Genomic DNA, 18,823 nt, shown 5'->3' with positions numbered 1-18,823 from the left:
CACCTTGGAGCGGCACTGGGTCGCCCGAACGGCGGAGAAGTTGAGAAGTCTTGCCGAACCAGACCGTTTGGAATCCCCCGAGGACGGCGGCACAAAGCCACGTTCAATCAACTGATGGAAGCCGACTGAGCGCACTGGCTTGCGTGTTTCGCAAAGACCGGTGCATGTCCAAGTGCGTTCGAAGGCATGTATTGAAATATACTTCATATAAATCAACGATTTGCAGTCGCTCGCTCGGTTGGTCACGCCTTACTATAGTACATATCTATTCGTACTCGCCGTACGAGTGGCCCTTCAGATACACGGGCGCGGCGGCCACGAGTTTGTCCGTGCGCGGGTCCGTCAGTGTGACGAATTGCGGCGCCCAGCCGGTATCGGCGACCGCGCAGCGGGTCGCATGCAGGGCGCTCAGAAACTCGTGCCGCAGAAACGGCGTGGGTTGCGGCTGCTGCGCGAGAAGGGCGTTCCATTCGGCGGCGTCCACCTCGGAGGGCGACGCCAGAATGCCCGTGCGATAATCAAAGCGTTCCTGGTTCAATCTGTGTGACTGTTCCCAATGAGCGGCGCAGCGCGTTGAGCGCCATGCCGATCGTTTATCCGATTTGTCCATTCCGTCGAGCTAACCAGCCGCGGTACTCGCAAGCCACGTCGGCTTGCCTGTCGATCCTGCCATGAAGACCCGAATCGCTCTTGCCCAAATCAATGTCACCGTCGGCGACTTCGCCGGCAACGTCGAAAAGATTGTCGCCGCCGCCCGCGCCGCGCACAACGATGGTGCGAAGCTGCTGATCGCGCCTGAACTCGCGCTCTCCGGCTATCCGCCCGAAGATCTGCTGCTGCGTCCCGCGTTCTATGCCGCGAGCGCGGCGGCGCTGGCCGACCTCGCTGCGCAACTCAAGCCGTTCACCGGGTTGCATGTCATTGTCGGCCATCCGTTGCGCGATGTGACTCACACCGCGGCGCACGGCCATGGTAATGCAAACGCGCCGATCGAGCGCGGCGTGCCGCCGGTCGATACGTTCAACGCGGCTTCGCTGATCGTCGACGGAGAAGTGCGCGGCACCTATCGCAAGCAGGATCTGCCCAACACCGAGGTGTTCGACGAGAAGCGCTACTTCGCGTCCGACCCGCAGCCGTTCGTGTTCGAACTCGACGGCGTGAAGTACGGCGTGGTGATCTGCGAGGACGCATGGCATGCGTCGGCGGCGCAAATGGCGAAGGCGGCGGGCGCGCAAGTCGTGCTGATTCCGAACGGCTCGCCGTATCACCTGAACAAGGAAGTGGTGCGCTTCGACATTCTGCGCGCGCGGATTCGCGAGACCGGCCTGCCGATGGTCTACGTGAACATGGTCGGCGCGCAGGACGAACTGGTGTTCGACGGCGGCTCGTTCGTGCTCGACGCGCAGGGCGAGCTGGTCGCCAAGATGGCGCAGTTCGAAGAGGCGACCGCGATCGTCGAATTCGAAAACGGCAAGCCGCTGCGCACGGCGATCGCGCCGGATCTCTCGATCGAGGCTCAGGTTTATGCGGCGCTCGTCATGGGCGTGCGCGACTACATCAACAAGAATGGTTTCCCCGGCGCGCTGATCGGCCTCTCGGGCGGCGTGGATTCGGCGCTGGTGCTGGCCGTCGCGTGCGACGCGCTCGGCGCTGACCGCGTGCGCGCGGTGATGATGCCGTCGCGCTACACGGCGGACATTTCCACGACCGACGCCGCCGAGATGGCGCGCCGCGTCGGCGTGCGCTACGACGAAATCGCGATCGCGCCGATGTTCGACGCGTTCCGGGGCTCGCTCGCGGAAGAATTCGCCGGTCGCGCCGAAGACGCCACCGAAGAAAACATTCAGGCACGGATTCGCGGCACCTTGCTGATGGCGCTCTCGAACAAGTTCGGCGCGATCGTGCTGACCACCGGCAACAAGAGCGAAATGGCCGTGGGCTACTGCACGTTGTACGGCGACATGGCCGGCGGCTTCGCGGTCATCAAGGACATTGCGAAGACGCTGGTCTACCGGCTCTGTCACTACCGCAACCAGGCGACCACCTTCGGCAAGCAGGACGTCATTCCCGAACGGATCCTGACGCGCGCGCCGTCGGCGGAACTGCGCGAGAACCAGACCGATCAGGACAGCTTGCCGCCGTACGAAGTGCTCGACGCGATCATGCGCATGTACATGGAAGAGGACCGCTCGCTCGCCGAAATCATCGCGGCGGGCTACGCGGTCGAAGACGTCAAACGCGTCACGCGCCTCATCAAGATCAACGAGTACAAACGGCGTCAGGCGCCGATCGGCATTCGCGTCACGCATCGCGCGTTCGGGCGCGACTGGCGTTATCCGATCACGTCGCGCTACACCGAGCCGGTGGAGTGAACTGCGGCGCATCCGCAGCGAATCGCTGCGGACCCAACTGAACCACGCGCCGGATTGCCGCAACGCATCCGGTGCGGCGTAGAATAAAAATCATCCATTTCCCTTTCACTCTTCCAGACACGAGACGAGGTCCGCCATGAAGCGCATCACTGCAGTCATCAAACCGTTCAAACTCGACGAAGTGCGCGAGGCGCTCGCTGAAGTCGGCCTCACGGGGTTGACCGTCACCGAGGTCAAGGGCTTCGGTCGGCAGAAGGGGCATACCGAGCTCTATCGTGGTGCAGAGTACGTGGTCGACTTTCTGCCGAAAGTGAAGATCGAAGTGGTGGTGGCGGATATCCAGTGCGACCAGGTGATCGACGCGATCATCGGCGCGGCACGCACCGGCAAGATCGGCGACGGCAAGATTTTCGTCGCGGACGTGGAGCGCGTGATCCGCATTCGTACCGGCGAAGAAAACGAAGCAGCGGTCTGAAGTACCTGGCTTCGTCATCCTGAAGCAGGGGCGGGTGCCAGAATTTACCGACTGCTCAGACGCACAACGCGGTCCGTAACTGCACCGCCGCGGTGCGCTCGGGCAGTGGCAAAACCGTGCGCTCAAATAAAAAACGGTGCGATACCCTTTCGGACATCGCACCGATACGCGCCTCTCGCAGCAGCGTGAAAAAGATTCTCTTTGAAGAACTTGTGACCAGGCCCCTAAGGAACTCTCCCCAAGGGCCACCGTTCGATTAGAACGAGTGTTGAATGCCTGCGTACACGCCAGTCTGGCTATGACCCGGCAGCGGGTTGTCCGTGCTGGTTGCCGTACCTGCATTGTTCGCGTTCAGGCCGTAGTTAGCCGTCTTGCTGTTTTGCGTCGTCGCGACCTGGATGTCCAGCAGCGTGCGCTTGGACAGGTTGTACGAACCGCCGACCGTGTAGATCGTCGCGTTGCCTGCGCCATTGTTGCCATTCACGTGGTAGACCGCTGCGATCAGCGCTGCAGCCGGCGTTGCTTGCCACGTCACACCGCCCCATTCGTGATCGAGCGTGGTCGGCTGGCCCGGCAGAACGCCCGTTGCACCTGCCGAACGGATAGCCTGGTAAGCGCCCTGAATCTTGAACTGGCCGAGGAACACGTTCACGAACGCCGAGTATTCACGCGATGCCGCGAATACGCCGCTGCCGATGTTGCCCGGATTGACCGCGCTTGCGTTCGGGCCGTACAGCGTACCGTTCGTCGGATTGCGGATTTCGTCGTACATGCCGCGAACCTGGAACAGCGAATTCGTATAGGTGATCTGCGCGCCGGCTTCACGACCTTGCGGAGTGGTGCCGTTGCCGTTCCAGCTCGTTGCATTCGACAGCGCGTATTGGCCGTAGAAGTCAAAGCCTGCGATCTTCGGCGACTGGTACGCGAAGTTGTTGCTCGATTGCGGCCAGTTGCGGCCACGCACCAGCGATGCCGACGACCAGTTGGATTGACCGAACGGGTCGAAGTCCCAATCGCCGTTCGAGATGAAGAGCATGCGGCCCATCGTGAACGTACCGTACTGGTCGTTCGACAGGCCGACAGTTGCCCAACGATTGAAGAGACCGCCGCCGCCAGGGCCTGCACCCGTCATGGTGTTGAAGGAGCCTTCCAACTGGAACAGGACCTTGTTGCCGCCACCGATGTCCTCAACGCCCTTCAAGCCCCACAGGCTGGTACCCCAGTCGCCGCTTTCCGCGCGCCAGCGGTTCGTGCTGCCAGTTGCCTGACCATTCGCACCCACGCCTTGCGGAACGCCCGTCATGTATTCGATACCGGCGTCAAGGCGGCCGTACAGCGTCACGCTGCTTTGGGCGTGCGCAACAACACCGGCTGTCATCAGCGCAGCGGCGAGCAAAGCTTTCTTCATCTTCTCCTCCATACCCTGTCAAAAAGTGAAACCCAGTACTGCGAATGGTGCTCGGCCGCAAGCTGCGCCGAACAGAAATCGGTACCAGGGAGATTAGCGGGTGGATTGGGTCTCCTGCCGTGACGTGTAGCCTTGAGGCTATCTGGTCGCCATGCCGATCCCTCGCCGACCGGTTCTCCTCTGTGCTTTGAAGTGAAACTACTTTTAATCAACTTTGTTTTGCTACTTTGGTTACTAATTTATCAAAAATACCCTTCAGTGGGAGAAGAAATTAGTACCTGCCTCGTTTGATGTCTCCAAATTGCAATAAGAATGTGCGCGACCGCCCGCGGCAACGCGTGCAAAAAACGCGCAAACCCTTATACGACAAGGGAATCACGGTTCGGCGCGAGTAACGTTAAGGATTGCCACTATTGACGCTTAAGATGCGGCAGAGTAAGGCGGAAAGGTGGGGGCTGGAGGGTGGCGGGACACAGTTTTCGCGGCCGAAATCGCCGGAATGTGCAGTTGACCGAAACAAAAAAGGCGCTCGTAAGCGCCTTGTAATACTACTTTGACTACAGCCCAAATAGCGGGTTGTCAGGGGGTCTCTATTTGAGGCTTCCGGAGAGGAATTGCTTGAGTCGTTCGCTCTTCGTGTTCCTGAATACTTCGTCGGGATGGCCTTCTTCTTCCACCCGGCCTTGATGCAGAAACATCACGTGATTCGATACGTTGCGCGCGAATGCCATTTCATGCGTGACGACTATCATCGTGCGGCCTTCTTCGGCGAGCTTCTGCATGACCTTCAGCACTTCGCCGACCAGTTCGGGGTCGAGCGCGGAAGTCGGCTCGTCGAACAGCATCACGTCCGGGTTCATGGCGAGCGCACGGGCAATCGCCACGCGCTGCTGCTGGCCGCCCGACAGATGCGACGGATACTGCTTTTCGAGGCGCGGCGCGAGGCCGACCTTTTCCAGATATTCACGCGCGCGCTCTTCGGCTTCCTTGCGCTTCAGACCCAGCACGTTCACAGGTGCCTCGATGATGTTCTCGAGCACGTTCATATGCGCCCACAGGTTGAAGTGCTGGAACACCATCGACAGCCGGGTGCGCACGCGCTGCAACTGCTTCGGGTCCGACACGCGCAGCGCGCCGTTCTTGCCGATCTGCGTGCGCACTTCTTCACCGTCGACGAAGATGCGCCCTGAGTTCGGCTGTTCGAGAAAGTTGATGCAGCGAAGCATCGTGCTCTTGCCCGAACCGGACGAGCCGATCACGCTGATCACGTCGCCGGCGTTGGCTTTGAGCGAGACGCCTTTGAGAACTTCGTTGTCGCCGTACTGTTTGTGAAGCTCGTCGACGAAGAGCTTCTGCTTCTTGGTGTTCATCAGGATCCTTGGGCGTGCTTACTTGCTGAGGGCGCGGTGCCCCGGGTTACTTGCCTTGCGGCCGCAGGTAAGCGAGCCAGCGGCGCTCGGCGCAGCGAAACAGCCACACGAGCGCGAAAGAGATGCACAGATAGAGCACGGCAGCGATGCCGAATGCATTGAACGACTGATACGTCGCGGAGTTCACGTCGCGCGCAATCTTGAGGATGTCCGGCACGGTCGCGGTAAATGCAACGGTGGTGGCATGCAGCATCAGGATCACTTCATTGCTGTAGTAGGGCAATGCGCGGCGCAATGCCGACGGCAGAATCACGCGCCGGTACAGCGTGAACGACGACATGCCATAAGCGCGTGCCGCTTCGATTTCGCCATACGGCGTCGCCCTGATCGCGCCGGCGAAAATCTCCGTGGTGTACGCGCAGGTGTTCAGCGTGAAGGCGAGCAGCGTGCAATGCATGCCGTCGCGGAAAAACGCGTTGGTGAGTTCGTGATTGCGAATGATCTCGAGGCTGTACAAGCCGGTGTAGCAGAGCAGCAACTGCACATACAGCGGTGTGCCGCGGAAGATATACGTATACAGCCACACCAGGCCGGCGAGCCACTTCTTCTTGGACACGCGCGCTACCGCGAGCGGAATCGACAGGCAGAAGCCGAGCCCGATCGACACCACCAGCAGCCACAGCGTGATCGCGAGGCCGGTGAAGCGGTAGCCGTCGGTATAAAGATAATTGCGCCAGTATTCCTGAATGATCTCGATCATAGATCCGCCTTTCGCACGCCGGTCGAGTAACGCTTGTCGAGGTACATCAGCACGAAGTTGGACACTGTGGTGATGACGAGATAGATCGCCCCTGCGAACAGGGTGAAGAAGAAGAACCGCAGCGTCCCCTTGCCCGCATCCTGCGAGGCCTTGACGACGTCCGCGAGGCCGATGATCGACACCAGCGCCGTGGCCTTGACCATCACCTGCCAGTTATTGCCGATGCCGGGCAGCGCGAAGCGCATCATCTGCGGGAACATCACGCGCGAGAACACCTGCCAGCCGGTCATGCCGTAAGCCGCGCCGGCTTCGAGCTGGCCGCGCGGCACCGCGAGAAACGCGCCGCGGAAGGTCTCGGTGAAGTACGCGCCGTAAATGAAGCCGAGCACCGCGACGCCGGCCACGAACGGATCGATGTCGATCTGGTCCCAGCCGAGCAGATCGGTCAGGTTGTTCAGCCAGATCTGGATGCTATAGAACAGCAGCAGCATCAGCACCAGATCGGGCACGCCGCGCACGAGCGTGGTGTAGACGGTGCCTACGCCGTTCGAGATGCGGTTTTTCGACAGTTTCGCCGCCGCGCCGAGCAGGCCCAGCACGAAAGCGAACGCCAGCGACAACACCGCCAGTTTGACGGTTTGCCAGGTGCCGTTGAGGAGCAGCGGGCCGTAGCCTTGAAGGAACATAGGGGGTCCTTGACGATGTGCTTGCGACACACCGCGAAAGACGCGGCCAACTCTGCGCCGCGTTTGCCGCGAGCTTGTGGCTCGCTGTGACCTGCGGCGCACAGCGCACCGCTGTGCAAATCATGACTGCATGGCCGTTGCCGGTCCTGCAGCGCGCTTTTCGACTCTTGTCGTGAAACTGCTTGTGAATCTACTGCCGACTGTATTACGAAGCCTCGCGAAAGCCCATGCGGGCGAGCCCCCGGTTTCGTGGGCGCCGCGCCCGGTGGCCGGCCGTCGCTATTCTAGGCGGTCAAAATTGTCACGCCGCTCGGGGTTTCCGCTTCGGCGCAAGGCGCGTCCATTCGATGCATCGACGCAGCCTGGCGCCTCTCTGAAACGCGCCACCAATCCATCGCGCTTCCCCGTGACGAGCCCGCCGGCGCGCCTTCGGCGCCCAGGCAATCTCGAAAAGGGCGGTATTTTACCCGAACGTGGACGAGGCGCCAGTCCGGCAGGATTCCAGCGGCAAACTGCCATGCGAGGACGTTGTGCGAGCGCGACGCCGTCGCGTTCCTGCCGGCGCATGACCGCGATTGCGGTGTGATTGCGGTGATTGATGAAACGATCCGGTGCGCCTGTGCCGATTGTCTTGCGCAACCCGTGCCCATACATTCCCTGCATCGCTATTTATTCACCGGGAGCCCCACCATCATGTTCGAGATTCGCCGCTCGCAGGAACGCGGCCGCGCCAACCACGGCTGGCTCGACTCGTATCACAGCTTCTCGTTTGCCGCCTATCGCGATCCCCAGCACGTCCATTTCGGCCCGCTGCGGGTCATCAACGAAGACCGGATTGCCGGCGGCCAGGGCTTCGGCACGCACGGCCATCGCGACATGGAAATCGTCACCTATGTGCTCGAAGGGGCGCTGGCTCACCGTGACAGCATGGGCAACGGCTCGACCATCCGTCCCGGCGACGTGCAGCGCATGAGCGCCGGCACGGGCGTGCAGCACAGCGAGTTCAACGCGTCGCAGGATGAACCCACGCATCTGTTGCAGATCTGGGTGATTCCGCAACGCGCGGGCGACCAGCCGGGCTATGAGGAAAAACGCTTCGACGCCGCCGACAAGCGCGGCCGTTTGCGGGTGATCGCTTCGCCCGATGGCCGCGACGGCTCGGTGACGATCCATGCGGATGCGTCGATTTACGCGGCGCTGATCGACGGCGCGGAAACGGCCACGTTCGCGCTGCCCAAAGGACGGCTCGCGTATGTGCATGTGGCGCGCGGCGCCGTGACGGTAAACGGCGAGGCGCTCCATGCGGGCGACGCCGCCAAACTCAGCGACACGGAGACGGTAAAGCTGGAGAACGGTGAGAACGCTGAAGTGCTGCTGTTCGATCTGGGCCAGCTCAACGGCTAGGCCGGAATTCGCCAGCGACGTGTTTCGTTGTTTCCGAAGGAAAGGTTGAACGCGCAACGAGCACGCCGTGTAACAAAAAAAACGCCACGGAAGGAAACCTCCGTGGCGTTTTTGCATCCGGCAAGGCAGGCGGCCGCGCAAGCTGCCTGCTGCCTGTCCGCGCCGCTTACTGATTGGCAGCCGGCGCCGACGCTGCGCCCTTGCGATGCTCCCAGCGCTCATGCATCTTCTCGTGACGCGACTCCATCTTCGCAAAGCGCTGCTTGAGCGCCGTGCTGACGGTGGTCTTCTGCTGGTCGTTCAGGCCGTTGTAGAACTTGAGCCAGGCGTCCGAAGTCTGCTGACGCAGTTGCGCGTCTTTCTGCTCGACCTGCTGGTGCGCGGCGGCCATTGCGTTCAGATCCAGGATCGGCTGTTGCTGCTCGGCCTTGAACTGGTTCTTGATCTGCTCATGGTTGGCGCGCATGGCCTCATGGTTCTGCTTCATGGTATCCAGCGCGGCTTGCCACTGCTTTTCCTGATCCGCGTTCAGCTTCAGCTGGTCGTGCAGTTGCGTCAGTTGCTTCATGAAGTGGCCGTGCCAGCCGCCGGGGCCGCCGTGCTCGGCGGGTTGTGCGGCATAGGCAGCGCCCGCGCCGATGGCGAGAGCAGTGGCGGCAACGGCGAGAACGCGCGACATCTTTTTGGTGGACATATGAGACTCCCTGTAATGGAATAGCCGACGAAGCAACCGGTTCGAAGTGGGCGGCCTGCATTCGGTAAGACACAGCGTAGAGAACTGCGCCGTTCGCTGTGTTACGTGGCTGGACGCGGCTGTTACGGGACATTACGTGTGGCTTTCACCGTAACACCCGGTAACCCTTGGGGGCCGTTTGAAATCGAAAACCCTTCTCGCTGCGCGTTAAACTTCATCTCATGGCTACTCAAATACTTGTTGTCGACGACGACGTCGAATTGCGCGATCTGCTGCGCGACTATCTGGCCCGCCAGGGTATCGAGGTTTCGGTGCTGCACGACGCGGGCTCGCTCGAGCGCCGCCTCGAACGCGAGCGCCCGGATCTGATCGTGCTCGATCTGATGATGCCGGGTGTCGACGGGCTCACGGCGCTGCGCAAGCTGCGCGCGTCGGGCGACGACATTCCCGTGATCATGCTCACGGCGCGGGCGGACGACGTCGACCGCATTGTCGGGCTGGAACTCGGCGCGGACGACTACCTCGGCAAGCCGTTCAATCCGCGCGAGCTGCTGGCGCGCGTGCAGGCCGTGCTGCGCCGACGCCGCACGCTGCCGTCGGCGGCAGCGCCGGAGCAGCGCGAGCCGTTCAACTTCGGCCGCTTCACGCTGGACTTCCAGTCGCGCACGCTGCATCTGGAAGACAAGCCGCTCACGTTGTCGGGCAGCGAATTCGCATTGCTGAAGATCTTCGTCAATCACCCCATGCGCACGCTCACGCGCGAGCGCCTGCTCGAACTGCTGCACGGTCCGGAGTACGACGGCACCGACCGCGGCATCGACGTACAGGTCTGGCGTTTGCGCCGCATTCTCGAAACCGACCCGTCCACGCCGCGCTTCATTCAAACGGTGCGCGGCCGCGGCTACGTGTTCGTGCCCGACGGCGAACAGCATGCGCCGGCCCATTGATTCGCTGTTCGGGCGGCTGGCGCTGCTAGTCGTCGCGGTATTGCTGCTGTCGCATTTCGCGTGGTACGCGCTCATGCGCCTCGAGCGCAGTCAACTGCAAACGCGCTACGCGGTCGAAGAAGCCACCTTCCTCGTCGACGCGGTGCGCCAGCATGTGGCCCGAACGCCGGATCAGCCGTTGCCGTCACGCGTGAAGCTGGTCGATCCGGCGAGCCCGGAAGTGCCGCCGGAAACCGCTGACATGCCGCCGCCAATGGAGCGTTTCGTCGAAGACGTGCGCGACCGCATGCCGTCCGGCACACAGGTGCGCGTCGGCCTGCCGGGCCGTCCGCCCACGCTCTGGGTGCGCGCCACGTCGGATCGCAGCTGGATCGTCGTGCCGGTGCAGCCGTTGCGCACGCCGCGCTCGCTCGACCGCACGGTGTTGTGGCTTGCCATCATTTTCTCGTTCGCGGTCATGGCGGCGCTCTTTGCCGCGTGGGCGCTGCAGCAGCCATTGCGCTCGCTTGCCCAGGCGGTGGCGCGCTTCGGGCGCGGTCTGCCGGTGCCGCCGGTGCCGGAGCGCGGCCCGCGCGAGTTGCGTCAGTTGACACACGGTTTCAACCAGATGGTCCAGGAAGTGGCGCGCACGGAGAACGACCGCGCCGTGATGCTGGCGGGTGTCGCACACGATCTGAAAACGCCGCTCGCGCGTCTGCGGCTGCGCGCCGAGATGATGGAGGAAGTGAAGATGCGCGACGGCGTGGTGCGCGACGTCGATTCCATGACGCATATCGTCGACCAGTTTCTGGTATTCGCGCACGACGGCGCCGATCGCAGCGAGGCGGTCGAAGTGGACGCGCAGTGCGAGCGGGTGGTGCGCAGTTATCGCGCGGTGGCTTCCGGCACACCTACCGTGCAGACCGAACTCGACGCGGGGCCGGCGTTCCTGTTGCCCGCCGCCACGCTCGACCGGATTCTGTCGAACCTGCTCGACAATGCGCATGCGTACGGCGCGCCGCCAATCGTCGTCGCCACGGCGCGGACCCCGCAAGGCTTCACCTTGTCGGTGAGCGACAGCGGCGGCGGCATTGCGGCTCAGGACCTGATCAACGCCAGCCGGCCGTTCGTGCGGCTCGATCCGGCGCGCGGCGGCAACGGCCATAGCGGCCTCGGGCTCGCCATTGTCGAGCGGCTGGTGCGGCGTGCGGGTGGGGAGTGGGAGATCGGCAACCACGGCGGGCGGGGCTTGCGCGTCTTGATGAGCTTTCCGTTCGACGTGTTGCCGCGCGTCGCGGCCACCTCGGAAAGCGCGTGGTCATGATCGGAGCGCGGCGCCGGCTCCAGCAGTCTGCACCGCGCCCTGAGACCCGGACGCAAGATCCGGCGGCGCGGCCAGGCGGCGGCGCGCTAGTCTGAAAACAGCGTATTTAGCGCATTCGCCGCGTCGCTATCCACGGTATTCCACGTTACCGTTTCGGCTTCGAAAATGTAATGCGTGGTGTATTTGCCGAGACGCGCCAGGATCTCCTCCTGAATCAGTTCCGGCGCCACATCCAGTTTCAGATACCACGCGGTGGACGACAGGCGCGTCTGGAACGCACCATATTCGGCCAGCAGATGGTCGAACGCGTCAGCATCCTGATCGCGACAGACGATGACCAGATTTCCCTTCATGCGAATCTCCGTTAGAGCGGTAGCGGCAACCTTGATATCAGGGTCGATCATACCTGCTTCGTTACGGGATGCCCGAGGGCGGGTCTTGCGCTGCGTCAGCGTGCGTGCTGACATTGCGTGCCCGGTGGCGTGCTCAGTAGCGCGCTTAACTTGCGTGCGCGTCGAGACGCCGGCGGCCAGCCGCCGGCGGGAGCGTTACCAGACGTTGGCCACCGTGCGGGCGGGCGGCGCGGTGTCGTCGGGCGGCAGGGCTTCGGTGCGGTCGCGGCCGCCTGATTTCGCCGCGTAAAGCGCGGTGTCGGCGCGGCTCATGATCCGTTCGGGCAGGTCGTCGGCGGAGAGTTCGGTGATGCCGATGCTCACGCTCAAGCCCACGGAAGCGGGCAGCTTCGGCGAAGGCATCGCTTTCAGACGCAGCCGCAGCCGCTCGACGACTTCGCGGCCGCCGGCCAGGTCCGTGGCCGGCAGCAGCAGCCCGAATTCTTCGCCGCCGAGCCGGCCGATCGCATCGGCGCCGCGCAACTCGGCGCGGCAGGTGTCGACGAAATGTTCGAGCGCGCGGTCGCCCGCGGCGTGGCCGAAGCGGTCGTTGATCTGCTTGAAGTGGTCGAGGTCGGCGATCGCCATGCACAACGGTTCGTTGCTCACACGCGCGCGTTCGATCTCATGGCGCAGCAGATCGAGGAAGTAGCGCCGCGACAGCGCACCGGTCAGCGCGTCGTGACGGGCTTCGGCGGATAGCAGCGTATTGGCGGATTGCAGTTGCTCGGCAAGATCGCGAGTGGCGCGATGGTGGCGCCGCTCGCGCACATACGACACGGTGATCACCCAGGCCAGCGCGACCGTGCCGGCCAGCGTCAGGAACACCAGCAGATGATCGCGCTTGTGATTGCGCAGCAGTTCCGGCCAGGCTGCGAGCGGATCGACCAGATGCGCCGACAGCCCTGAGTTCAGGCCCCCGCGCGCCTGATAGAGCGACGGCACGGGGCGCTCGGACATGCCGAACAGCTGTCCGGCCACAGCGGTGGGTACCCACGGCGCCTGTTCGCGCACTTGCGAGTCCACGCTGATCTGGATGTCGGGGAATGTCTCGCGCAGATAGATGACCTTGCGCTCGGCGGGGTTCATCTGCATGACGCGTGAGTTCGGCAGCGCGCGGCCTTCGAGCGTGCTGTCGTGCGCCATGATGATGACGCCGTTCTCGTCGGTCACGAAGGTGCCGGCATGCGCGACCCAGTGGCGCAGCCGCGCGATCCCGACCTTGGCGACGACCACGCCGACCAGCAGACCTTCCGAATACGCCGGCGCGGCGATGAAGATGCCCGGCTCGCCGCTCGTGCGGCCCACGCCATAGGCTTCGGAGAACGCGCCGAGCAGCGCGTTCGTCAGATAGCTGCGCACGCGCATGTCGGTGCCGACGAAGGAGCGCCTGGCCGCGAGCGGATTATTGGCGGAGTTGCTCGATGCGACACAGACGCCGTTCGCATTGACGAGCCAGATCTGGTCAAGCCCGGAGAAACCTTGCGCGTCGTGCAGGAAGTTGCTCACGGCGGCCATCTTCGTGTCTTTGAGCAATGCGGCGCGCAGGGCGGGTTCCGTCGCTTCGCTGTTCACGGCATAATTCTGGGATTGCACCAGGGCACGCTGGATCACGTCCATTTCGGCCATGGTCGCGGGGATGGCCCGAGACATTGCGAGATCGCTGGCGATCACCTCCGCCATGTTGTCGACGATCGACGTGGACATCTGGCGCTGCGCACGCAGGGCCGCGTTCAGCTCTTGCTGTACCATCCGGTCCGCAACCATGCCGGCCACGAACCAGCAAACCAGTACGACCAGCATGAAGCTGACCGGCCCGGTTGCCTGGCGCAAGGTTGTCCTGTTCATCGACTCTGTGATCCGTCTGGCTGTGACATGCAACTAGCTCATTCGTGGCAGCGCGCCGGCGCTGTGTCGTCCCTTTGCAAGCGCTCGGCAATATGCCGCCGCTGTGGCCCGGGATAAATCGACGGCAGGCGTCGTCTTCTGATTTTAACCGGCATGGGGCCTGACGCCATCGTTATTGCGGGAATGCAAAGCCCGTATAGCGCGCCCATCAGGATCTTAACGGCGGCCCGGCTGGTTTCTTGATGGCTGTACGGGTTTTCCGGGTTGCCCGGCGCGATTCCGGGTTGCGGCCGCGCTCGCTGAAGCCGTGGTCCGCGCGCGCCGATGAATGGCCGGCCGCTCGGCGGGTACGCGCGGCGCCCAACGGCGCTAGCCGGACGTTCCCTGTTATTTGTCGCTATTTGCCGCGAAAGGTTGTGCCTGAAACATAGGATGGTGTAGTGTCGTGCCGTCCAAAACAAGGAAAGCTCGCCAGCCTACGGGCGGCGCCTGCGGCGACAGGAGTCCGGCTTGACGGTTGCGGTCTTGGGCGGGCTCGTCCATGGACACATCCTTCACCGGTCCACGTGTCTCCAACGCTAACGATTTACCGCGCACACGCGTTTTGCCATGCCTGATTTCCGCTTTCCGGACCGATCTTCAGACCGCCGCGCCGCAGCCGCGGCCTCCTTTTCGACCAGCTGGCTCGACGGGGAGGGCGTCTGATGGATTTCAGCTTCGACCTCAAGCGCACCGCGAATGCATCGGCATGGCGGGTGCTGCCCAACCGCTGGGACTTCGTTGCCTTTCCGCTGATCATCTGCCTGATCGCGATGGCGGCGATCGGCTTTCACGAGACCTTGGCGCCCATGTCGACGCTCAAGACTCAAGCCATCTCCCTCGATCCGGCGAATCTGCCCGAGTACGCCATGCGCACCACGCTGCGCATGCTGGCGGCCATGGTCGCCTCGCTGGTCTTCACGCTGGCGTACGGCACGCTGGCGGCCAAGAGCCGCCGCGCCGGCCTCGTGCTGGTGCCGATTCTGGACATCCTGCAGTCGGTGCCGGTGCTCGGCTACATTTCGTTTACGGTCACGTTCTTCCTCGCGCTGTTTCCCGGCCGCGTGCTCGGCGCCGAACTGGCGGCGATCTTCGCGATCTTCACGAGCCAGGCGTGGAACATGACGTTCAGCTTCTATCAGTCGCTGCGCACGGTGCCGCGCGATCTGGACGAAGTCTCGCGCGGCTTTCATCTGACTTCGTGGCAGCGCTTCTGGAAACTGGAAGTCCCGTTCTCGATGCCCGGCCTCATCTGGAACATGATGATGTCGATGTCCGGCGGCTGGTTCTTCGTGGTGGCTTCCGAAGCGATCACGGTCGGCAACCGGACGATCATCCTGCCGGGGATCGGCGCGTATCTGGCGCAGGCGATCTCGGACAAGAATCTGCACGCGATCGGCTGGGTGATTCTCGCCATGACGATCGTGATTCTCGCGTACGACCAGTTGCTGTTCCGGCCGCTCGTCGCGTGGGCCGACAAATTCCGCATGGAAAACACCAGTTCGGGCGACGCGCCGGAGTCATGGCTGCTCGATCTGATTCGCCGTACCCGGCTGATCCACCGGCTGCTGGTGCCGCTCGGCTGGATGTTCGCCAAGGCCGCGCGCGTGCCGTTGCGGCTGCCGGCCTTCCAGGGGCCGCGCTTCCAGATCCCGCAGATGCAGAAGAGTTCGCGCGTCGGCGATATCGCGTGGGCGGCGCTGGTGCTGGTCACGACCGTCTACGTGGTGTATCGCGTCGTCATGTATGTGCGCACCGGCGTCTCGCTGGACGAAGTCTGGCACGTCTTCGTGCTCGGGCTCATCACGCTCCTGCGGGTGGTGGTGCTGATCGCGCTGGCGTCGGTGGTGTGGGTGCCGGTCGGGGTGCTGATCGGCTTGCGCCCGGCGCTCGCCGAGAAGATCCAGCCGCTCGCGCAGTTTCTCGCCGCGTTCCCGGCCAATCTGCTGTTCCCGGTGTTCGTGATCGCGATCGTGCGCTTCCATCTGAACCCGGACATCTGGCTGTCGCCGCTGATCGTGCTCGGCACTCAGTGGTATATCCTGTTCAACGTGATTGCCGGCGCGACGTCGTATCCGAACGACTATCGCGAGGCGGCCAAGAACTTCCATATCCGCGGCTGGCAGTGGTGGCGTCAGGCAATTCTGCCGGGTATTTTCCCGTATTACGTGACGGGCGCGATCACCGCGTCGGGCGGCGCGTGGAATGCGAGCATCGTCGCGGAATTCGTGCAGTGGGGCGACACCAAAGTGGCCGCGCATGGGTTGGGCGCCTACATTGCCCAGTCCACCGCCGCGGGCGACTATCCGAAGATCATCGTGGGGATCGCCGTGATGTCCCTGTTCGTGACACTGTTCAACCGCCTGCTGTGGCGTCCGATGTACGCCTACGCCGAAGCCAAGCTCCGGCTTGATTAAGTGCCCCGGACCTGTCGCTTGGCGCCAGGCCCCCCGAGGGGGTAAGAAAACTTGGGGGGCGGCCCGGCGTTTTCTTGAGTAATAAAGGCAAAACGCGATGCAAAATCCTAAAGCTGCTATGACCGCCGCGCCGATCCAGACGCCGCCGAAGCCGCCGCGCCTCGGCGAAGAGATCCTGCGCGTCAAGGACGTGTGCCGCGGTTTCAACAAGTCGCAGGGCGAGCTGCTCGTTCTCGACGACGCGAACCTGTCGCTGCGTGAAGGCGAGATTGTCGGACTGCTGGGCCGTTCAGGCTCGGGCAAGTCGACGCTGTTGCGTATCATCGCCGGTCTGATCGAGCCGACCGACGGCGAAGTCACGTATATGGGCAAGCCGCTCGACGGCCCCGCCAAGGGCGTCGCGATGGTGTTCCAGACCTTCGCGCTGTTCCCGTGGCTGACCGTGCTGCAGAACGTGGAAGCAGGGCTCGAAGCGCAAGGCGTGGGCGCGAGCGAGCGGCGCACGCGCGCGCTTGCGGCGATCGACCTGATCGGTCTGGACGGTTTCGAGAACGCCTATCCGCGCGAACTGTCGGGCGGCATGCGTCAGCGCGTAGGCTTTGCGCGCGCGCTGGTGGTCGACCCCACGCTGCTGCTGATGGACGAGCCGTTCTCCGCGCTCGACGTGCTGACCGCCGAAACGCTGCGTACCGACCTGCTCGACCTGTGGACGCAAGGCCGCATGCCGATCAAGGCGGTGCTGATCGTCACGCATAACATCGAGGAAGCGGTGTTCATGTGCGACCGGATTCTGGTGCTGTCGTCGAATCCGGGGCGCGTGATCGCCGAGATCAAGGTGCCGTTCAAGCATCCGCGTAATCGCCTGGATCCGGCGTTCCGCCGGCTGGTGGACGAGATCTACGCGAAGATGACCGCGCGCCAGACCGACGAAAAGACCAAGAAGGGGCTCGAGCTGCACAGCTGGCTGCCGCATGTGTCGACCAACCTGATGGCCGGTCTGATCGAAACGCTCGCGGCAGCGCCGTACCACGGCCGCGCCGACATGCCGGAAATCGCCCGTTCGCTGCATCTGGAGGTGGACGATCTGTTCCCGGTGGCCGAAGTGCTGCAGCATCTCGGTTTCGCCGACGTGCGCGAAGGCGATATTTTCCTGACGCCGCCGGCGCGCGTGTTCGCCGAGTTCGGCACGCAGGAACGCAAGATGATGTTCGCCGAGCATCTGCTGCGGCACGTGCCGCTCGCCGCGCGAATCAAGAAGGTGCTCAACGAACGGCCGGGGCATCGCGCGCCGCGCGTGCGCTTCGAGCAGGAGCTGGAGGATTTTCTGTCGGACAGCGCTGCGGAAGAGACGCTCGACGCGGTCATCAACTGGGGCCGTTATGGCGAGATCTTCTCGTACAACGACCAGACCGAAATCTTCAGTCTGGAAGACGTGGAGTCTTGAGCGCGCTTAAGTAACGATCAAGGCGCTCGACGCTGACGCGAAGCAAGAACGGCAGGGGAGACCCTGCCGTTTTTTATCGCCGCGCGCTTATTGCAGATTGCCCCAGCGTGTAACGGCCGGCTCAGCGGAGGCCCACTTCCAGCCCTTGTCCTGCTGGCACGCACTTGCCGTGTACCAGTCCTCATGCGCGTTCGGGCCGTCGCCGTCCTGCACCGAGAACACGAATTCCTTGCAGAGCGCGAGCGCCGAACCGAACGCGCGCGTCACGCGCACCTGGCCGTGGCCGTTTTCGATCGGCAGCGTGTGCTTGACCGCCCACGGGCGGGTCTCGCCGACCGGCATGGCGCCCGCCAACGCGGCGATCATGTTCTGCTGATCGGTGTGCATGGTGCGCATATAGTGGCCGATGGCCTCGTCTGTCGCAGCCTGTACGGCAATGCCGACACCGATGCCGATTGCCGGATTGGATGTCACCAGACCCGACGCGACACCGGCCGCCGCGCCGCTTGCCGCGCCGACCGACGAGCAGCCGCTCGTCAGGACGCTCGCCCCGACGCACAGCACGCCGGCCAGTACGAGCCGCAGCCGGTTGCCGGACCATGCGGCGTGGCGACGGCGGCGCGCCGCTTGTCCGGCCGTACGCGAACGCGCCGTCATTGCAACGCGCCCCAGCGTTCGGTGGCGGGTTCGGCCGACGCCCATTTCCAGTTGTCGCCGTCACGGCAGATCGAAGCGACGTAAAACGCGCTGCTGGCCGGCACATTCTTGGTGGCAGACTGATCGACGGAGAAGACGATTTCCTTGCAGTCGAGCGCGCCCGCGCTGATTGTGCGGCTGACGGTGACGCGGCCGTGTTCGTCGTCTTCGATCGGCACGGAATGGGTCACGCTCCAAGGCGCCACCGCGCCGACGTCGAGCGGCCCGGCAATTTTGGCGATGCCGTCCTGCGTATTCGTGTGGACCACGCGCTCCGAGTACTGCACGCCGGCCCGCGCGGCGGCCACCGCGCCGAGGCCGATGCCGGTGGCGACGGCCGCGTTGCTCGTGACTTTCGCCGCGAGCGCGGCGCCCGCGATACCGGCGCCTGCGGTGGCGCCTTCCGAATAGAGTGAGCTACAACCGCTCAACGCCGACGAAATGGCCGCGACCAGAACAACAAGCGCCGTTGCCTTGGGATGTCCACGCCCGGCTGTTCGTTTTGTCCATTCGGCCCACATCACACTTTTTTGCATTTCCCTGTCTCTGCTCCTGCAAATGCCTTTCG

General features: G+C 63.5%; 16 protein-coding genes and 1 pseudogene. 7 read left to right on the top strand and 10 right to left on the bottom strand.

The window, feature by feature from the left end:
- Positions 1-271: 271 nt before the first annotated feature.
- Positions 272-538, bottom strand: a pseudogene (locus NE850_RS11855) (peptidogalycan biosysnthesis protein); the annotation flags it as partial.
- A gap of 133 nt (positions 539-671) precedes the next feature.
- On the opposite strand from NE850_RS11855, the gene NE850_RS11850 reads away from it, so the two are divergent.
- Both NE850_RS11850 and NE850_RS11845 read left to right on the top strand, forming a co-directional pair.
- Positions 672-2,372: an NAD+ synthase gene (locus NE850_RS11850; protein ID WP_007175823.1), complete on the top strand. Its 1,701-nt coding sequence runs from the start codon at positions 672-674 to the stop codon at positions 2,370-2,372.
- 136 nt (positions 2,373-2,508) lie between these two features.
- Positions 2,509-2,847 carry a P-II family nitrogen regulator gene (locus tag NE850_RS11845; protein WP_007175822.1) on the top strand — a complete coding sequence of 113 codons (339 nt, stop codon included), beginning with the start codon at positions 2,509-2,511 and terminating at the stop codon, positions 2,845-2,847.
- 256 nt (positions 2,848-3,103) lie between these two features.
- On the opposite strand, the gene NE850_RS11840 is transcribed toward NE850_RS11845, so the two are convergent.
- From NE850_RS11840 to NE850_RS11825, 4 genes are all read right to left on the bottom strand, one after another.
- Positions 3,104-4,255, bottom strand: a complete 1,152-nt coding sequence (locus NE850_RS11840; protein WP_007175821.1) for a porin — start codon at positions 4,253-4,255, stop codon at positions 3,104-3,106.
- Positions 4,256-4,845: 590 nt separating this feature from the next.
- Positions 4,846-5,625 (bottom strand): ABC transporter ATP-binding protein, encoded by a 780-nt coding sequence (locus NE850_RS11835; RefSeq protein ID WP_007175820.1) that lies wholly within the window; start codon positions 5,623-5,625, stop codon positions 4,846-4,848.
- A gap of 46 nt (positions 5,626-5,671) precedes the next feature.
- Complete coding sequence (locus NE850_RS11830) at positions 5,672-6,385, bottom strand: ABC transporter permease (protein WP_007175819.1); 714 nt, start codon at positions 6,383-6,385, stop codon at positions 5,672-5,674.
- Entirely contained in the window at positions 6,382-7,071 is a 690-nt protein-coding gene (locus NE850_RS11825) for an ABC transporter permease (RefSeq protein ID WP_007175818.1), read from the bottom strand. Before NE850_RS11825 ends, NE850_RS11830 begins: the two co-directional genes overlap by 4 nt.
- Before the next feature lie 693 nt (positions 7,072-7,764).
- On the opposite strand from NE850_RS11825, the gene NE850_RS11820 reads away from it, so the two are divergent.
- Positions 7,765-8,475, top strand: coding sequence for a pirin family protein (locus tag NE850_RS11820; RefSeq protein ID WP_165185331.1), 711 nt, complete (start codon positions 7,765-7,767; stop codon positions 8,473-8,475).
- 166 nt (positions 8,476-8,641) lie between these two features.
- On the opposite strand, the gene NE850_RS11815 is transcribed toward NE850_RS11820, so the two are convergent.
- On the bottom strand, positions 8,642-9,169 hold the full coding sequence (locus NE850_RS11815) for a periplasmic heavy metal sensor (protein WP_165185332.1): 528 nt from the start codon (positions 9,167-9,169) through the stop codon (positions 8,642-8,644).
- 221 nt (positions 9,170-9,390) lie between these two features.
- Between NE850_RS11815 and NE850_RS11810 the strand changes: the two genes are divergently transcribed.
- On the top strand, positions 9,391-10,116 hold the full coding sequence (locus tag NE850_RS11810; protein WP_012432166.1) for a response regulator: 726 nt from the start codon (positions 9,391-9,393) through the stop codon (positions 10,114-10,116).
- Positions 10,100-11,419, top strand: a complete 1,320-nt coding sequence (locus tag NE850_RS11805) for an ATP-binding protein (RefSeq protein WP_007175814.1) — start codon at positions 10,100-10,102, stop codon at positions 11,417-11,419. The genes NE850_RS11810 and NE850_RS11805 overlap by 17 nt, the downstream gene beginning before the upstream one ends.
- An 86-nt stretch (positions 11,420-11,505) precedes the next feature.
- Here NE850_RS11805 and NE850_RS11800 read toward each other — a convergent pair whose 3' ends face one another.
- Positions 11,506-11,772: a hypothetical protein gene (locus NE850_RS11800; protein ID WP_007175813.1), complete on the bottom strand. Its 267-nt coding sequence runs from the start codon at positions 11,770-11,772 to the stop codon at positions 11,506-11,508.
- Positions 11,773-11,967: 195 nt separating this feature from the next.
- Positions 11,968-13,659 carry a sensor domain-containing diguanylate cyclase gene (locus NE850_RS11795; protein WP_007175812.1) on the bottom strand — a complete coding sequence of 564 codons (1,692 nt, stop codon included), beginning with the start codon at positions 13,657-13,659 and terminating at the stop codon, positions 11,968-11,970.
- A 704-nt stretch (positions 13,660-14,363) separates the two neighbouring features.
- Here NE850_RS11795 and NE850_RS11790 point away from each other — a divergent pair.
- A complete protein-coding gene (locus tag NE850_RS11790; RefSeq protein WP_007175811.1) occupies positions 14,364-16,115 on the top strand; it encodes an ABC transporter permease subunit in 1,752 nt (583 codons plus the stop codon).
- A 97-nt stretch (positions 16,116-16,212) separates the two neighbouring features.
- Complete coding sequence (locus NE850_RS11785; protein WP_007175810.1) at positions 16,213-17,559, top strand: AAA-associated domain-containing protein; 1,347 nt, start codon at positions 16,213-16,215, stop codon at positions 17,557-17,559.
- Between the two features lie 87 nt (positions 17,560-17,646).
- On the opposite strand, the gene NE850_RS11780 is transcribed toward NE850_RS11785, so the two are convergent.
- Positions 17,647-18,216, bottom strand: a complete 570-nt coding sequence (locus tag NE850_RS11780; RefSeq protein WP_007175809.1) for a hypothetical protein — start codon at positions 18,214-18,216, stop codon at positions 17,647-17,649.
- Positions 18,213-18,791 carry a hypothetical protein gene (locus NE850_RS11775; protein WP_165185333.1) on the bottom strand — a complete coding sequence of 193 codons (579 nt, stop codon included), beginning with the start codon at positions 18,789-18,791 and terminating at the stop codon, positions 18,213-18,215. Before NE850_RS11775 ends, NE850_RS11780 begins: the two co-directional genes overlap by 4 nt.
- Positions 18,792-18,823 lie beyond the last annotated feature (32 nt).

It is taken from the genome of Paraburkholderia sp. USG1, assembly GCF_031570135.1.
Lineage (GTDB): Bacteria > Pseudomonadota > Gammaproteobacteria > Burkholderiales > Burkholderiaceae > Paraburkholderia > Paraburkholderia dioscoreae.
Note: the sequence above shows the minus strand (reverse complement) of the source record. Positions and strands in the feature narration are given on the sequence as shown.

Coding starts and splice junctions, on each gene's coding strand:
- NE850_RS11820 (WP_165185331.1), top strand. CDS start 7,765: ATGTTCGAGATTCGCCGCTCGCAGGAACGCGGCCGCGCCAACCACGGC.
- NE850_RS11795 (WP_007175812.1), bottom strand. CDS start 13,659: ATGAACAGGACAACCTTGCGCCAGGCAACCGGGCCGGTCAGCTTCATG.
- NE850_RS11800 (WP_007175813.1), bottom strand. CDS start 11,772: ATGAAGGGAAATCTGGTCATCGTCTGTCGCGATCAGGATGCTGACGCG.
- NE850_RS11830 (WP_007175819.1), bottom strand. CDS start 6,385: ATGATCGAGATCATTCAGGAATACTGGCGCAATTATCTTTATACCGAC.
- NE850_RS11835 (WP_007175820.1), bottom strand. CDS start 5,625: ATGAACACCAAGAAGCAGAAGCTCTTCGTCGACGAGCTTCACAAACAG.
- NE850_RS11840 (WP_007175821.1), bottom strand. CDS start 4,255: ATGAAGAAAGCTTTGCTCGCCGCTGCGCTGATGACAGCCGGTGTTGTT.
- NE850_RS11815 (WP_165185332.1), bottom strand. CDS start 9,169: ATGTCCACCAAAAAGATGTCGCGCGTTCTCGCCGTTGCCGCCACTGCT.
- NE850_RS11810 (WP_012432166.1), top strand. CDS start 9,391: ATGGCTACTCAAATACTTGTTGTCGACGACGACGTCGAATTGCGCGAT.
- NE850_RS11775 (WP_165185333.1), bottom strand. CDS start 18,791: ATGCAAAAAAGTGTGATGTGGGCCGAATGGACAAAACGAACAGCCGGG.
- NE850_RS11805 (WP_007175814.1), top strand. CDS start 10,100: ATGCGCCGGCCCATTGATTCGCTGTTCGGGCGGCTGGCGCTGCTAGTC.
- NE850_RS11785 (WP_007175810.1), top strand. CDS start 16,213: ATGCAAAATCCTAAAGCTGCTATGACCGCCGCGCCGATCCAGACGCCG.
- NE850_RS11790 (WP_007175811.1), top strand. CDS start 14,364: ATGGATTTCAGCTTCGACCTCAAGCGCACCGCGAATGCATCGGCATGG.
- NE850_RS11780 (WP_007175809.1), bottom strand. CDS start 18,216: ATGACGGCGCGTTCGCGTACGGCCGGACAAGCGGCGCGCCGCCGTCGC.
- NE850_RS11845 (WP_007175822.1), top strand. CDS start 2,509: ATGAAGCGCATCACTGCAGTCATCAAACCGTTCAAACTCGACGAAGTG.
- NE850_RS11825 (WP_007175818.1), bottom strand. CDS start 7,071: ATGTTCCTTCAAGGCTACGGCCCGCTGCTCCTCAACGGCACCTGGCAA.
- NE850_RS11850 (WP_007175823.1), top strand. CDS start 672: ATGAAGACCCGAATCGCTCTTGCCCAAATCAATGTCACCGTCGGCGAC.